This window comes from Bradyrhizobium sp. 187 (assembly GCF_023101005.1).
In the GTDB taxonomy this organism is placed as follows: Bacteria; Pseudomonadota; Alphaproteobacteria; order Rhizobiales; family Xanthobacteraceae; genus Bradyrhizobium; species Bradyrhizobium canariense_D.
Window position 1 is genome coordinate 3,116,484 of sequence record NZ_CP064693.1, and the last position, 14,974, is coordinate 3,131,457.

Consider the following 14,974-nt stretch of genomic DNA (forward strand, 5'->3'; position numbering starts at 1 on the left):
CTCAGTTCGCGGCGGCTCTCACACGCGCAATCGTCTCCTTCACACCGATCCATGCTGGCCTGTCGGGTGCGAACTGCTTGCGCAGGAAGGTGACCAGCTCCTCGACCTGCGCATCGCTCATGCTGTTCTTGAAGGCCGGCATATAGCCGAGATTGCTCGACACCGGCTCGGCGATGCCGTGCAGGATGATTTGCACGAGATTGTCCGATGTGGCGCTGTGCAGGTTGCTGTTGAGGGCGAGCGAGGGGCGGCTGCCGAACAGCGCCAGGCCGCCGACCTCGTGGCAGACGGCGCAGGCGCCCTGATAGAGGCGCGCGCCGGTTGAGGACGCCATCGTGACTTGCGTTGAAGCTTCTAGCTTCAGAGCGATCGCATCCTGCGCTTTCCTATCGGTCGCGGTGTCATTGAACGAGTTGAGATAGACGGCCATGGCGCGGATGTCCTGGTCGGGCAGGGCCGCCAGATCCCTGACGATCGGCGCCATCGGCCCAGCGGCGACGCCATGATATCGCGAGTGGCCCGTGCGCAAATAGGCGAAAAGCTCGTCTTCGTTCCACGGGATCGGCGCTTGCGACAGCGACGTCAGCGGCGGCGCCTCCCAGCCCTCGGCAAAACCGCCGGCGAGATAGGCGTCACGCTGCTCGGCGCCGAGCGTGTTGCGCGGCGAATGGCAGGCGCTGCAATGGCCGAGACCTTCGACGAGATAAGCGCCGCGATTCCAGACCTTGGATTTCGCGGGATCAGGCTTGAACTCTCGCGTCTGGTGGAACAGCGCATTCCATCCGGCAAGTAGCGGGCGGAGATTGAACGGAAAGGCGAGCGTATTCGCAGGCTGCGTCGCGCGCACCGCAGGCTGTGCCATTAGATAGGCATAAAGCGCCTGCATGTCGGCATCGCCAGTCTTCGAAAAGTGCGTGTAGGGGAAGGCGGGATAGAGTTGCCGTCCGTCGCGATGCAGCCCGTCGCGCATCGCGCGCTCGAATGCGGGATAGGACCAGGCGCCGATGCCGGTCTCGACGTCGGGCGTGATGTTGGTCGCGTAGATCGTGCCGAACGGCGTCTCCAGCGCGCGGCCACCGGCGTTGAGCGCACCGCCGATCATGGTGTGGCACTCCGCGCAATTGCCGAGTGCGGCCAGTTGTTGCCCGCGCGCGATCGTCGCTGCGGAATAGACCGATGGGTCTGGCCGCGCGATCGGTGCGATGGCGCGGCCGGGCAAAACAGCCGCACCGATGCCAATCGCCGCGGTGCAGACGGCCGCGACCGTCGCGAAGATGCCGGCGCGTTTGGCGAATGGATTCTCCCAGATACGGGATGGTTGTGGCGCAGCGGGAGCGGGCAGCGCCTGCCGCGTGGCCGGCCCGCCGCTGTGCAATCCATTCAGGATGCGCTCGGGCGTGAACGGCGGCTCGCGAAATCGCACGCCGGTGGCATCGAAAATCGCGTTCGCAATCGCAGCCACACTCGGGACCGAGGCGGATTCGCCGACGCCGAGCGGCGGCTGGTCCGGCCGCGGCAGCAACAACACGTCGATCTTGGGCACGTCAGGGAAGGGGATGATCGGATAGGCGCCCCATTCCCGCGCCGCGACTGCGCCGCGCTCGAACGAGACCTCCTCCATCAGTGCGCGGCTGGTTGACTGGATGACGTTGCCATGGATCTGGTGGCGCACACCGTCCGGGTTGATCATCAATCCGGAGTCCTGCCCAGCAACCACGCGCGTCACGCTGACCTCGCCGGTCGACTTGTTCACGGCAACGTCGGTGACCCAGGCCGACCAAGCCGCGCCATAGCCGGGGAATTTGCTGTGGACGTAGAGCGCATAGGCAAAGCCGCGCCCATGCACGATCTCGCCGTCTTTCTCTTCGCGCACCGGCCGCGGCGTCCAGCCCGCGCGCTCGGCGACAGCATGGACGAGATCGACGGCGCGCTGGTCCTTCAGGTAACGCAGACGATATTCGACCGGGTCAACCCCGGCCTCGGTCGCGGCCTCGTCGATATAGGATTCATGCGCAAAGGTGTTGGGCAGGGCCGAGACGCCGCGAAACCAGGACGCGCGCACGATCGGCGCCATGTCGTGGGCGACGACGCGCATGTGGCCGTAATCGTAAGGCGGGATCGCGGTGCGGTCGCCCATCTGGAGGACGTCCGGCCTCGGCGATATCCGTCCCGTCAGCAACAGCGCCAACGTCGGCGCGGCATTCGACGGATAGCGCGTAGCGAGATCGTAGGCAGCGACGTCGCCCGCCGCATCCAGGCCGCCATTGACGTCGATGAGCTGCGCGGCGCCTTTGGGCTCCCAGGCGTGTTCCTGCTCGCGCGTCAGCTGTACGCGCACGGGCCGGCCGACCGCGCGCGAGAGCAACAAAGCGTCCGCGGTGACATCGTCGGCGCAGTTGCGGCCGTAGCATCCGGCGGCCTCCAACCTGATGACCTCGATCTCGCTCTCGGGACGCTCGATCAGCAGTGACAGGTCTGCGCGCAGCACGTGCGGGTTCTGCGTGCCCGACCAGACACGGATGTTGCCGTCCTGGAAGTCGGCGACCGCGCAGGACGGGCCGATCGAGGCATGCATCTGATATGGCCAGACGTAAGTGCGCCGCATCGGTTTGGCCGCGCCGGCAATGGCAGCATCGACATCGCCCTTGTCGATCAGCGTGCGCGGCGTGGACGGGTTGGCACGAAGCGCCGTCTCGACGTCGGCGAGATCGGTCAGTTCAGGCGTCGGTCGCCAGCTCACCGCAAGCTGCTCCGCCGCGCGGATCGCGTTCTCCTCGCGCTCCGCGACGATTCCGACGAAATCGCCGATGCGTACGACGGCCATGATGCCGGGAATGTCGCGCACCGAGGATTCATCGACCGAAATCAGGCTGGTGCCGACGAACGGGCCGGCGTCGACGCCGGCATAGGGCGGGCGCACCACGCGGCCGTGCAGCATGCCCGGCATACGGATGTCATGCACGAACGTCAGCTCGCCCGTGGCCTTGGCGGGCAGGTCGACGCGTGGCATCGATTGGCCGACAATGGCGTAATCGCCGACCGGCTTGACGGCGACGTCGTCGGCAAGCTCGAGACGAATGGTCTCTCCGCCGATCAACTCGCCATAGCTGACGCTGCGATTGTCGTGCCCGCGCACGAGGCCGTCTTCGATCCTGAGATCGGCTGCCGGCAGCTCCAGGCGCTCGGCCGCACGTGCGATCAGGAAGTGACGCGCCTGCGCGGCGGCTTTGCGCAGGGGAACGGCAGTGATCTGAATGGTCTCGCTTGCGATCGTGGCGCCCTGGTTCGGCACCGTTGCGGTGTCGCCGAGCACCACGACGAGGCGGGCAAAGGAGACGTCGAGCTCTTCAGCCACGATCTGGCCAAGCGCCGTGCGGATGCCGGTGCCGAGATCGACATGACCATTGTAGGCTGTGACCGAACCGTCCGCGGTGATGCGGACGAAGGTCTCGGATGTGCACTCGTCCACCGTGCGGACGACGACGAGCGAGCCGGATTGCAGCTCAGCTCCGTTCGGATGCGGGGAGGCCATCAATCACCGGCCTCGGCAAGCTGACCAGACGCACGCATCACGGCGCGAAGGATTTCGATATGCGTGCCGCAGCGACAGAGATTGTAGCGCAGCGCCGCCAGCGCCTCCTGTTCGGTGGGCTGAGGGTTGATCGCAAGCAGCGCTTTGGTGGTCATGATCATGCCGTTGAGACAATAGCCGCATTGCGCGGCCTGCTCGTCGATGAAGGCCTGCTGCACCACATCCGGCTTGTCGCGGGTACCGAGCCCCTCGAGCGTCACGATGTCGCGGCCGGCGCAGCCACTGATCGGAATGACGCAGGAGCGCGCCGCCGCGCCATCGATCAGGACAGTGCAGGTGCCGCATTCACCGAGGCCGCATCCGTATTTCGCACCGTTGAGCGCGAGATCGTTGCGCAGCACGTAGAGCAGCGGCGTGTCTCGCGCCGCAGTGATCTCGTGGATTCTGCCGTTCACGGTGATGCGGATCGGTGTCTGCGTCATCCTCGTTCCCAAGTCGAGTCGTTGAGCGCCGCGGCCAAGGCTTCGCGAATTCCAAGTCCGCGCAAAATCTACGTTGCGACGATACCGTTTGTACACAAACGTGCAAGCCAGACATGCCGCAGTGCAGCGCGAGTGCCTTCTTTGTGGACAGGGCGGATAGGCAAATGAGGTTTTATGCGGCAGGCGTATGTTTTGCGCCGCACCGCCGCTTGACAGTCATCGGGAGGGCGCGCAACATCGTTCGTGTACAAATGATAACTGCACTGTCGGCTGGCTTTGACATGGTGACTGAACCTACGAGCGCCGCCATCGACAAGATCCGCTGCGATGCGTGTCCGGTGATGTGCTACATCAAGCCGGGCGCGGCGGGCGCCTGCGACCGCTATGCCAATCACGAGGGCAAGCTCGTCCGCGTCGATCCGCATGTGATCCTGGAGCGCACCGTGTCGCATGGCGGCAAGCTCGTTCCGTTCAGCCGCACCGAAGATTGGGACGGCAAGATCGTCCACGAGCCTTCCACCTTTGTAACGGCGATCGGCGCGGGGACGACCTATCCCGACTACAAGCCGGCGCCGTTCATCGTCTCGGCGGAGGTCGACGGCGTCGACATGGTGACTGTCGTCACCGAGGGCATCTTCTCGTACTGCGGCATCAAGGTGAAGATCGACACCGACCGTTATCTCGGGCCGGAGACGGCGACCGTCCGTGCACAAGGCGAGGCGGTCGGTCATGTCACCACCAGCGAATACGGTTCGCAGATGCTGTCGCTCGGCGGCGTGCACCATCTGACCGGCGGCTCCAAGAAGGAAGGCCGCGTCACCTGCGACACGCTGATGGACCTCGCAAATTGCAAGGCGGTCGAACTCACCATCGACGGCGGCGCGAGCGTGGTGGTGCAGGCCGGCCAGCCGCCGATCGTCAACGGCATGAAAGAAGAGCGCATGCGCGTCGGCTGCGGCTCGGCGACGATCGGCATGTTCGCCAAGCAATGGCACGGCAAGGTCGACGAGGTCGTCGTGGTCGACGACCATATCACCGGCGTGCTCTCGGAGCACCAGGCCGGCAAGCTGCTCGACATCGCCGACACAGGCATCAAGATGAAGGGGCGCCGCTCGACGCCCGGCCGCTATTTCCAGGTCGCCGATCCCGGCACGGGTTGGGGCGGCACCAATATCTCCGATCCGCTCGCAATCCTGGGACCGTTCGACGCGAAGGAGGCCAGGCCTGGCCTCTCGATGCTGATGGTCTCCACGACCGGCGAGCATTCGTCCTATTACGTGCTCGACGAAGCCTTGAAGCCGGTCGAGACCGAGATGCCGGATGACCTCAAGTTTTCGGTCGAGCGCATTCAGGAGAATTGCGAACCGGCGCTGTGTACGGTGCTGTTCATGGCGGGCGCCGGTGGTTCCTTGCGGGCGGGCGTGACCGACAATCCGGTGCGGCTGACGCGCTCGGTGAAGGACGCGCTGACGCGCGTCACCAGTGGCGGCGCGCCGGTCTATGTTTGGCCGGGCGGCGGCATCACCTACATGGTCGACGTGACGCAGATGCCAGCGGGGGCATTCGGTTACGTGCCGACGCCCGCGCTGGTGGCGCCGATCGAATTCACGATGAAGCTGTCGGACTATGCGGCGCTCGGCGGGCACATGGATTATGTGAAGCCGCTCGCCGAAGTTCAGGGCGGCGACGATGTCCGCCAATTGCCCTGGCAGAACCCGATCCCGGGACCCCGGGCATGACAAGGCTCCCGCAAATCGCGTTGCTGTCTGACGGCCGGCGGCTGCATTTGCAGGATGGACCGATTGACCTGATCGTCGAGGCGAGGGGGGCGGCCGACGCAGTGCGCGAGGCCTATAAGGCTGCGGCCGAACGGTTCACCGGGCTTCTCGACGAGCTCTGCGCGGAACTGCCGGAACTGCGGACCGTTGTCGAGGAGCGGACCTCGTTGAGAGGCGTTGTGGCGCATCGCATGCACGCCGCGGTGGCGCCCTATGCCGGTGATGGCTTCATCACGCCGATGGCCGCTGTGGCAGGCAGCGTGGCGGAGGAGGTGTTGGGCGCAATGCTGAACGCTGCGGCGCTCGATCGGGCCTATGTCAACAATGGCGGAGACATTGCCCTGCATCTCGGCGAGGGCGAGCATTTTTCGGTCGGCCTGATGGACCGGCCCGATCGCGACGGCGTGATGCGGACAATCAGGGTGGACGCCGATGATCCCGTGCGTGGCATTGCGACCAGCGGACGGCACGGCCGCAGCTTTTCCCTCGGGATTGCCGATGCGGTGACCGTGCTGGCCGGAACGGCGTCGCAAGCCGACGCGGCCGCGACGATCGTTGGGAACGCCGTCGATCTGCCGGGGCATCCCGCCATCATCCGAAAACCTGCGAACGAACTTCAGCCCGACAGCGATCTTGGCGCGCGGCTCGTGACCCGCAACGTTGGTGGATTGTCGCAGAACGAGATCACCACCGCGCTCGAATCTGGCGCGGAATGTGCACGGCAATTATTCGATCGCGGATTGATCGAGGGTGCCGTGTTGCAGCTTTGTGGTGATATGATTGTCATCGGGACCAAGGATATTGAACGGCAACGATCGCGCCCGCTTGTACAAGAGAACGCGGTCCATGCCTGAACTGGGAAGCGGTTTGAGGAAACAATCATGAGCGCGATCATCCGCAAGATCGTCACCGTCGTCGAAGAGACGCAGATGGAGATGGGCCGCCAGGTCTCACCGCCGACGCGGCGTGCGGCGGCGATCGCCGTGATCGAGAATCCGTTTGCTGGAAAGTATGTCGAGGATCTCTCGCCGCTGATCGCGATTGGCGAGGAGCTCGGCGAGCTGCTCTCGAAGCGCGCGGTGGCGGCGCTCGGCATCGACGGGTCCAAGGCGCAGAGCTATGGCAAGGCCGCGGCCGTCGGCGAGAATGGCGAGCTGGAGCATGCAGCCGCCATCCTTCACCCGAAAATGGGCGCGCCGGTGCGTAAAGTGCTGGGCAAAGGCGCTGCGCTGATCCCGTCGTCGAAGAAGCGCAGTGGACCCGGCACGACGCTGGACGTTCCGCTGGGCCACAAGGATGCAGCCTTCGTGCGCAGTCATTTCGATGGCATGGAAGTGCAGATCAACGACGCGCCGCGCGCCAACGAGATCATGGTCGCGGTCGCCGTCACCGACAGTGGCCGTCCTTTGCCGCGCGTCGGCGGGCTGACCGTTGCGGAGATCAAGGGCGAAGACGGACTGCGTTAATCTTTTCAGAAAGTGGAGGTTGGGATGCGAGCAAAGAACTATTTTGTCGGGGCGGCGTTCGCGCTGTTGGCAAGCGGCATGGCTCATTCGGCCCTTGCGCAGGACATCAAGATCGGCGAGATCAACAGCTACTCGCTGCTGCCGGCGTTCACTGAGCCCTATCGCAAGGGCTGGCAGCTCGCGGTCGAAGAGATCAATGCGGCCGGCGGCATCAACGGCAAGAAGCTCATCGTCGTCTCCAAGGACGATGGTGGCAAGCCGGCAGATGCGCAGACCGCGGCCAACGAGCTGGTGTCGAGCGAGGGCGTGGCGATGCTGACGGGTACGTTCCTGTCGAACATCGGTCTTGCGGTCAGCGACTTCGCCAACCAGAAGAAGGTGTTCTTCCTGGCGGCCGAGCCTCTGACGGACGCCATCACCTGGTCGAAAGGCAACAAGTACACGTTCCGACTGCGTCCTTCGAACTACATGCAGGCCGCGATGCTGGTGGAAGCGGCCAGCAAGCTGCCGGCAAAGCGCTGGGCGACGATCGCGCCGAACTATGAATACGGCCAGTCCGCGGTCGCGGTGTTCAAGAAGCTGATGTCGGAGAAGCGGCCCGACATCCAGTGGGTCGATGAGCAGTGGCCGCCGCAGGGCAAGATCGACGCCGGTCCGGTGGTGCAGGCGGTTGCCGCGGCCAATCCCGAAGCGATCCTCAACGTCACCTTCGGCGCCGATCTCGTCAAGCTCGTGCGCGAAGGCAACACCCGCGGCCTGTTCAAGGGACGCGAGGTCGTCTCCTTCCTCACCGGTGAGCCGGAATATCTCGATCCACTCAAGGAGGAGACACCCGAGGGTTGGATCGTCACCGGCTATCCCTGGTACTCGATCAAGACGCCCGAGCACGACGCGTTCCTGAAGGCCTATCAGGCCAAGTACAACGACTATCCGCGCCTCGGCTCGATCGTTGGCTACCAGACCATCAAGTCGGCGGCGGCGATCCTGGCGAAGGCCAATTCGAGCGATCCGGAGAAGCTGATCACTGCGGCGGAAGGACTTTCGATGCCGTCGCCGCTGGGCGAGATCACCTTCCGCAAGATCGATCACCAGTCGACGCTCGGTGCCTATGTCGGCAAGACCGCGCTGAAGGACGGTAAGGGCATGATGGTGGACTCGTCTTACAAGAAGGGCGCGGACTATCTACCAAGCGATGCCGAAGTCGAGAAGCTGCGTCCGAAGGATTGATCCAAAGTGAGACCGGGGCCTCGTGGTTCGAGACGCGCGGCGCAGCCGCGCTCCTCACCATGAGGGTCCCGGACCTCATCCTGAGGAGGCGCGTAGCGCCGTCTCGAAGGATGAAGCCTAATATTGCGACTTACGCTTAACCCGGACCGCAGATGGCCTTTTACGTCGTACAGTTTCTGACCGGTCTCGCCAGCGCAGCGTCGCTTTTCCTGGTGGCGTCGGGCCTGTCGATCATCTTTGGCGTGACGCGGATCGTGAATTTTGCGCATGGCGCCTTTTACATGATCGGCGCCTATGTCGCCTTCACGCTGACGGAGCGCCTGTCAGGTGCATTCGGCTTCTGGGGCGGCATCGTGGTGGCGGCGTTCGCGGTGGCGCTGATCGGCGTCATCGTCGAGATGGTGCTGCTCCGGCGCATCTATCACGCGCCCGAGCTGTTCCAGCTGCTTGCGACCTTCGGCCTGACCTTGATGGTCGAGGACCTCGTCGTCCTGATCTGGGGCCCAGACGATCTCGTGGGGCGCCGTGCGCCCGGCTTCAAGGGGGCGATCGACTTCTTCGGCCAGAACATTCCGAGCTATGATCTGTTTCTGATCGTGCTCGGACCGGTCGTGCTCGGCATTCTCTGGCTCTTGTTCCAGCGCACGCGCTGGGGCGTTCTGGTGCGCGCAGCGACGCAGGACCGCGACATGGTCGCGGCGCTGGGCGTCAATCAGAAATGGTTGTTCACGAGCGTGTTTGCGGTCGGCGTTTTCCTCGCCGCTCTCGGCGGTGCGCTCCAGATCCCACGCGATGCCGTGCATCATGCGATGGATTTGCGCATCATCGTCGAGGTCTTCGTCGTCGTGGTGATCGGAGGCCTCGGTAGCATCATCGGCGCTTTCGTCGCGGCTGTGCTGGTCTCCGAGCTCAACGCCTTCGGCATCCTGATCTTTCCAAAAATCTCTATCATCCTGGTCTTCCTGGTGATGGCGGTGGTGCTGATCGTGCGGCCCTGGGGCTTGTTCGGCAGGCCCGAGGCGCCGGCCCGCAAGACGCCCGGTCTCACCGTCAATCCCTGGCGACCGCTGACGTCGAATGAGCGGTTGGCTGCGTTTGCAGCGCTCGTCGTCGCGGCGACACTACCGCTGTTCGCCGGCAATTATGCACTGACCGTCGGCTCGGAGATCGCGATCTCAGTGATCTTCGCCGTCAGCCTGCACTTCCTGATGTCGGTCGGCGGGCTCGCGTCCTTTGGTCACGCCGCCTATTTCGGCCTCGGCGCTTACGGCGTCGCTTTCCTCGCCAAGATGGCCGGACTGCCGATGATCGTCTGCCTGTTGCTCGGTCCGCTGCTCGGCTGCATGGGTTCTGCCGTGTTCGGCTTCTTCGCGGTGCAGCTCTCCGGCGTCTATTTTGCGATGCTGACGCTCGCCTTCGCGCAGATCGTCTGGTCGATCGCGTTCCAGTGGGTGAGCGTCACCGGCGGCGACAACGGCATCCTGGGCGTCTGGCCCTCGAGCTGGGCGGCGAGCCCATCGCATTTCTATTGGCTGTCGCTCGGTGTTGCGGCGCTCGTGACGATCGCTTTGCGGGCCATGGTGTTCTCGCCGTTCGGCTATGCGCTGAGGGCGACGCGCGACTCGCTGCTGCGCAGCGAAGCGGTCGGCATCAACACCAAGCGTATCCAGTGGACCGCCTTCGTGATCGCGGGCACGACCGCGGGCATTGGCGGCGCGCTGTTCGCCTACCTCAAGGGCAGCGTCTTTCCGGACAATCTCGGCATCTCGCTCTCGGTCGACGCCCTTGTCATGGTGCTGCTCGGCGGCGTCGAGACGGTGTCGGGCGCGGTGATCGGCGCCATCGTCTACAAGGCCTTGAACATCTGGCTGGTCAGTCAGACCGACCTGTCAAAACTCGTGCTCGGCGGTTTCATCGTTCTGATCGTCGTCGTCTTCCCCAAGGGCATCGTCGGCATGCTGGAGATGCTAGCGCAGCGCCGCAGGAAGACGTCGCCGCCGGGGTCACCCTTGCTTGCCAAGCCGATCGAGTCCGCCGAATGAGCGTCGCGCCCCCACTTCTCGCGGTCGAAGGACTGACCAAATCCTATGGCGGCGTCCATGCCGTGCGCGGCGTCTCGTTCTCGCTGCGCGCCGGTGAAATCCTGGCGCTGATCGGACCGAACGGCGCGGGCAAGAGCACCTGTTTCGACATGCTCAATGGCCAGAACAAGCCTGATACCGGCCACGTCCGCCTGCTCGGCGAGGACACAACCGGCAGGAAGCCGCGCGAGATCTGGCGGATGGGCGTGGGTCGCACCTTCCAGATCACCGCGACCTTCGCGACCATGACGGTGCGCGAGAACGTGCAAGTCGCGCTGATCTCGCATGGCAAGCAATTGTACAATCTTTGGGGCTCGGCGCCGAACTTCGACCGCGGCGAAGCCGGGCGACTGCTCGAGCTGGTCGGCATGGGCGGTTACGCCGATCGCCCCTGCGGCGAGCTTGCCTATGGCGATCTCAAGCGGCTCGAGCTCGCCGTCGCGCTCGCCAACCAGCCAAAGCTGCTGCTGATGGACGAGCCGACCGCCGGCATGGCGCCGCGCGAGCGCGTCGATTTGATGCGGCTGACCGCGCAGATCGCCCGGGAAAAATCGATTGGCGTCCTCTTCACCGAGCACGACATGGACGTGGTGTTCGAGCACGCCGATCGCATCATCGTGCTCAACCGCGGCACGCTGATCGCCGAGGGCTCGCCCGCCCAGGTCCGCGGCAATCCGCAAGTGCAGGCGGTCTACCTCGGCGAGGGCCTCCTTTACGAGGCCGGGCATCGCGAGGGAGCATCGGCATGAAGCTCACAGTACAGGATCTCAACAGTCATTACGGCCCGGCGCATATCCTGTTCGACATCGGGTTCGAGGTCGGCCAGGGGGAAGTCGTGGCGTTGCTCGGCCGCAATGGCGCCGGCAAGTCGACGACGTTCCGCTCGATCGTCGGGCTCGTCACGCAGCGGTCGGGGCGGATCATGTTCGAAGGCAAGGATGTATCGGCACGTCCCACGCATGAGATCGTGCGGGATGGGCTTGGTTACGTGCCGGAGGAGCGGCGTATCTTCACTGATCTGACGGTGGAAGAGAATCTCGAAGTCGGCCGCCAGCCGAAGCGCCCGAACGCGCCGCACTGGACCCGCGACAAGCTGTTTTCGCTGTTCCCTAACCTCGGCGAGATGAAAAATCGCCCGGGCGGCCGCATGAGCGGCGGCGAGCAGCAGATGCTCACCATCGCACGCACGCTGATGGGCAATCCATCGCTGGTGCTGCTGGACGAGCCCTCGGAAGGCCTGTCGCCGAAAATCGTGGAGCAGATGGTCGAGGCCATCCTGACCATGAAGAAGGAGGGCGTCAGCATCGTCGTCTCCGAGCAGAATCTGCATTTTGCGCGGCTGATCTCCGATCGCGCCTATATTATCGAGCGCGGCCGCATCTGCTTCGGCGGCACCATGGCCGAGCTCGACGCGCGTCCGGATATCCGCGACGCGCATCTGTCGTTGTGAAGGCAAAGGGCAAGGGCATCGAGCGGATGGCGAGAAGCGTCGCGGCGAAGAAAAGCGTCAAACCGGCAAAGCCGCCTTATGTGCTCGACGAGCAGGTCGGCTTCATCCTTCGCCAGGTCTGGCAGCGCCACAGCGCGATCTTCTCTCGCGAGATCGGCACCAACATTACGCCGACGCAATGGGCGGCGCTGTCGAAGCTCGCCGAGGCCGGGCCATGCTCGCAGAACCAGCTCGGGCGCCTGACGGCGATGGACGTGGCGACCATCAAGGGCGTGATCGATCGGTTGACGGCGCGCGGCCTCACCGAGACCAGCCAGGATCCGGAGGATGGACGGCGGCTTCTGGTCAGCCTGACGCGCGCGGGCCAGCAATTGGCGGAAAAGGTCGCGCCGAATGCGCTTGCGATCACACGAGAGACGCTGGCGCCGCTCGAGGCAAAGGAGCGCGAGATGCTGATGGCGCTGTTGAACAAGCTGCGGTGAGGCGCGACTAACCTCGGTGAAGGTCTTGTCGAGGTTTTTGACATGAGAGCGGCGACCCGGTTTGCTATGGCTCTGAGCATGAGCGTGATGCTGGCGGGCCAGTCTGCTCCCGCCCTGGCGGCGCAAGCCTATGAGGGGTTCTGGGCGTCAACCAAAAAGGATTGCCGCGACGAGGACAGCGCCAACCGCATGAGCATCGAGGGCGGCAACCGTCTCTATTGGTACGAGACCCGGTGCCGCGCCAGCGAGATCACTGCCGACGGGAAGCTCGCCTGGAAAATGAAGCTCGCCTGCGAAGGCGAGGGTGAGAAGTATCGCTCCAGTCCCCGGGTTTCCATTGCCGCGGACGGCAAGCTGGTGATGGACAACAGCCCGGTCGGGCCGGGCAAGCGCCAGACCTATGTGCGTTGTGAGATAGCGAAACCGCGGTGATCCTGCTACGTCTTCCCCGGCCATTTTGCGCGATAGCGGATTTCGCTGCCATCGGCCAGCCGCCGCCACGTTCCGAACTCCGGCGTATGCGGAGCCGAGGCCGTCAATCCGATCGGGTAGATTCGGCTGGGCTGTCCCTGGATGTTGACGGCGAGTTGCCGGTGCGAGGTTCGGAACGCCAGTTCGACTTCGCCTGCGATGACGGGCTGATCGCCGTCACTATGGAAGCCAGCTGCGTTCAATCGCCCGGCATGGTGTTGAGGTCCGTCTGCAATTCGATGGTGATATCTTGCGGTGATTTCGGCACGGTTGCGCCGGCCGGAAGGCGAACCTCGAAGACGAGCAGAGGAGTGGCGCCGTTTCGGTTGAGCCAGGGCGTGGCCGTCATGTACGCGACGCCCAGGTAGGTGGCGGCGGCGGCCACGCAAAGCAGGACCACGACACCAAGCGATTTCAGGCTGTTGCGCGCGAGACCGCTATTGCCTGCATCCGTGCCGGAACGCGTCACCAGCCAGCTGGCAAGCACCACGCCAGCGATCGCTCCGATGGGTGAGTAGACGAACAGTGCCAACAGGCCAGACGTGATCGGGTCCGCCCGGTTGCCCAGATCGAGCACTGAAAACAGCACAAAGGTCGCGACATAACCTCCGACCGCACCGGCAACACCGGCGGCAATCCGCGACGAATTCTTCATGTCTCCCTCGGCGTTCCAGCAATGAACTGCCTGCGTTAGACGCAGCAGGCCGACGACTTGTTCAATGCTGTCAAGGGAGCGAGCCGCTCCGGCTGCGTCACTTCGCCACCACCTCGGGCACCCTGCCGGCCGGCGGGGTGTTGCGGCTGCGCTGGGTGCGCACGATACCGTCAATGATGGTCATGCCGATGCCGGGGAGGTCGCCGAGTTGGACGCTGTCCAAAATGTTCTTGCCGGCCGAGTGCTGCGCCTTGTCCATGATGACGAAATCGGCCGAGCGGCCCACTTCGATCAGGCCGCAATCCAATTCGCGCATCCGCGCCGTGTTGCCGGTGGCCAGGCAAAACGCGACCTCGGCCGGGAGGTCGCCAAGCGAGGACAGCATCGACACCATGCGGAGAATGCCGAGCGGCTGCACGCCGGAGCCGGCCGGCGCATCGGTGCCGAGGATGACGCGGTGCAGATCGCCCATCTCGCGCGCAATGCGCAACGTGAACAGCGCCGAGCGCTCGTTGCCATTGTGAACGAGCTCGAGGCCGCGCTTGCAGCCCTCGCAGATGCAGCGGATCTGGTCGTCGGGAAGCGCGGTGTGACCGCCATTGATGTGGCCAACCACGTCGGTGTCTGCCTCAAGCACCACATCCTTGTCGATCAATCCGGAGCCGGGGATCGAAGGACCGCCGGTGTGGATCGTGCTCTGGATGCCATATTTGCGGGCCCAGCCGACCATTTTTCGCGCCGTGGGGCCGTCCTTGACGCCGCCCAGGCCGACTTCGCCGAGCAGCTTGACGCCGGCTGCGGCCAACTCCTTGAAGTCCTCCTCCACCATCTCGCACTCGATCACAGGCGCGCCGGCGTGAACCTTCACGCCGCCAGGCCGCAGATTCCAGAATGCACGCTGCGCGAAGATGGCCATCGCCTTCAACCCCACGACGTCGCGCGGGCGGCCGGGCATATGCACCTCGCCGGCGGAAATCATCGTGGTGACGCCGCCATGCAAATTGCTGTCGATCCAGCCGATCTGGTTCTGGCGCGGCGTCCAGTCGCCCGCAACAGGATGGACATGGCTGTCGATCAGGCCGGGCGCCACCGTGGTGCCGTTGGCCTCGACGATGGTGGTCGCGCCTTCGGTGTTGAGGTCCTTGAAGCGGCCGATCGCGGTGATCTTGCCGTTCTCGGCGACGATGGTGTCGCCGTCCAGGATCGGCTTTTCCAGCGCGCCGGACAGGATCAGGCCGATATTGCGGATCACGAGCTTCGAGGGTCCGGTGGCCTGGGGTGCGTCATGCGCCATGGAATGGGTCCTTGTCCTTAACTGCAACGCTTCCGATCTTGGGCAGCCTTGACCGC

Annotated in this window: 14 protein-coding genes; 9 read left to right on the forward strand and 5 right to left on the reverse strand. The window is 64.5% G+C overall.

The window, feature by feature from the left end; genetic code table 11:
- Nucleotide 1: 1 nt before the first annotated feature.
- On the reverse strand, nucleotides 2-3,532 hold the full coding sequence (locus IVB19_RS14670) for a molybdopterin cofactor-binding domain-containing protein (RefSeq protein WP_247821549.1): 3,531 nt from the start codon (nucleotides 3,530-3,532) through the stop codon (nucleotides 2-4).
- On the reverse strand, nucleotides 3,532-4,014 hold the full coding sequence (locus tag IVB19_RS14675; protein ID WP_247398296.1) for a (2Fe-2S)-binding protein: 483 nt from the start codon (nucleotides 4,012-4,014) through the stop codon (nucleotides 3,532-3,534). Before IVB19_RS14675 ends, IVB19_RS14670 begins: the two co-directional genes overlap by 1 nt.
- Nucleotides 4,015-4,295: 281 nt before the next feature.
- Between IVB19_RS14675 and IVB19_RS14680 the strand changes: the two genes are divergently transcribed.
- The 9 genes from IVB19_RS14680 (at nucleotide 4,296) to IVB19_RS14720 (ending at nucleotide 12,930) form a co-directional block, all read left to right on the forward strand.
- Entirely contained in the window at nucleotides 4,296-5,753 is a 1,458-nt protein-coding gene (locus IVB19_RS14680) for a 6-hydroxynicotinate reductase (protein ID WP_247391233.1), read from the forward strand.
- Entirely contained in the window at nucleotides 5,750-6,646 is an 897-nt protein-coding gene (locus tag IVB19_RS14685; protein ID WP_247406525.1) for a UPF0280 family protein, read from the forward strand. Before IVB19_RS14680 ends, IVB19_RS14685 begins: the two co-directional genes overlap by 4 nt.
- A gap of 27 nt (nucleotides 6,647-6,673) precedes the next feature.
- Nucleotides 6,674-7,258, forward strand: coding sequence for an amino acid synthesis family protein (locus IVB19_RS14690; RefSeq protein WP_085352760.1), 585 nt, complete (start codon nucleotides 6,674-6,676; stop codon nucleotides 7,256-7,258).
- A 24-nt stretch (nucleotides 7,259-7,282) separates the two neighbouring features.
- Nucleotides 7,283-8,485, forward strand: coding sequence for an ABC transporter substrate-binding protein (locus IVB19_RS14695; RefSeq protein WP_247406522.1), 1,203 nt, complete (start codon nucleotides 7,283-7,285; stop codon nucleotides 8,483-8,485).
- Between the two features lie 152 nt (nucleotides 8,486-8,637).
- Nucleotides 8,638-10,527, forward strand: coding sequence for an ABC transporter permease (locus IVB19_RS14700; protein WP_247821550.1), 1,890 nt, complete (start codon nucleotides 8,638-8,640; stop codon nucleotides 10,525-10,527).
- Nucleotides 10,524-11,315, forward strand: coding sequence for an ABC transporter ATP-binding protein (locus tag IVB19_RS14705; protein ID WP_018459316.1), 792 nt, complete (start codon nucleotides 10,524-10,526; stop codon nucleotides 11,313-11,315). The genes IVB19_RS14700 and IVB19_RS14705 overlap by 4 nt, the downstream gene beginning before the upstream one ends.
- Nucleotides 11,312-12,016, forward strand: a complete 705-nt coding sequence (locus tag IVB19_RS14710) for an ABC transporter ATP-binding protein (RefSeq protein ID WP_247821551.1) — start codon at nucleotides 11,312-11,314, stop codon at nucleotides 12,014-12,016. Before IVB19_RS14705 ends, IVB19_RS14710 begins: the two co-directional genes overlap by 4 nt.
- A gap of 26 nt (nucleotides 12,017-12,042) precedes the next feature.
- Nucleotides 12,043-12,498, forward strand: coding sequence for a MarR family winged helix-turn-helix transcriptional regulator (locus IVB19_RS14715; RefSeq protein WP_007592445.1), 456 nt, complete (start codon nucleotides 12,043-12,045; stop codon nucleotides 12,496-12,498).
- A 42-nt stretch (nucleotides 12,499-12,540) separates the two neighbouring features.
- Nucleotides 12,541-12,930: a hypothetical protein gene (locus IVB19_RS14720; protein WP_018459313.1), complete on the forward strand. Its 390-nt coding sequence runs from the start codon at nucleotides 12,541-12,543 to the stop codon at nucleotides 12,928-12,930.
- A 5-nt stretch (nucleotides 12,931-12,935) separates the two neighbouring features.
- Here IVB19_RS14720 and IVB19_RS14725 read toward each other — a convergent pair whose 3' ends face one another.
- From IVB19_RS14725 to IVB19_RS14735, 3 genes are all read right to left on the reverse strand, one after another.
- Complete coding sequence (locus tag IVB19_RS14725; protein ID WP_247406516.1) at nucleotides 12,936-13,172, reverse strand: hypothetical protein; 237 nt, start codon at nucleotides 13,170-13,172, stop codon at nucleotides 12,936-12,938.
- Nucleotides 13,169-13,624: a hypothetical protein gene (locus IVB19_RS14730; protein ID WP_247406513.1), complete on the reverse strand. Its 456-nt coding sequence runs from the start codon at nucleotides 13,622-13,624 to the stop codon at nucleotides 13,169-13,171. Before IVB19_RS14730 ends, IVB19_RS14725 begins: the two co-directional genes overlap by 4 nt.
- A 97-nt stretch (nucleotides 13,625-13,721) precedes the next feature.
- Nucleotides 13,722-14,918, reverse strand: a complete 1,197-nt coding sequence (locus IVB19_RS14735; protein WP_018459312.1) for an amidohydrolase family protein — start codon at nucleotides 14,916-14,918, stop codon at nucleotides 13,722-13,724.
- Nucleotides 14,919-14,974 lie beyond the last annotated feature (56 nt).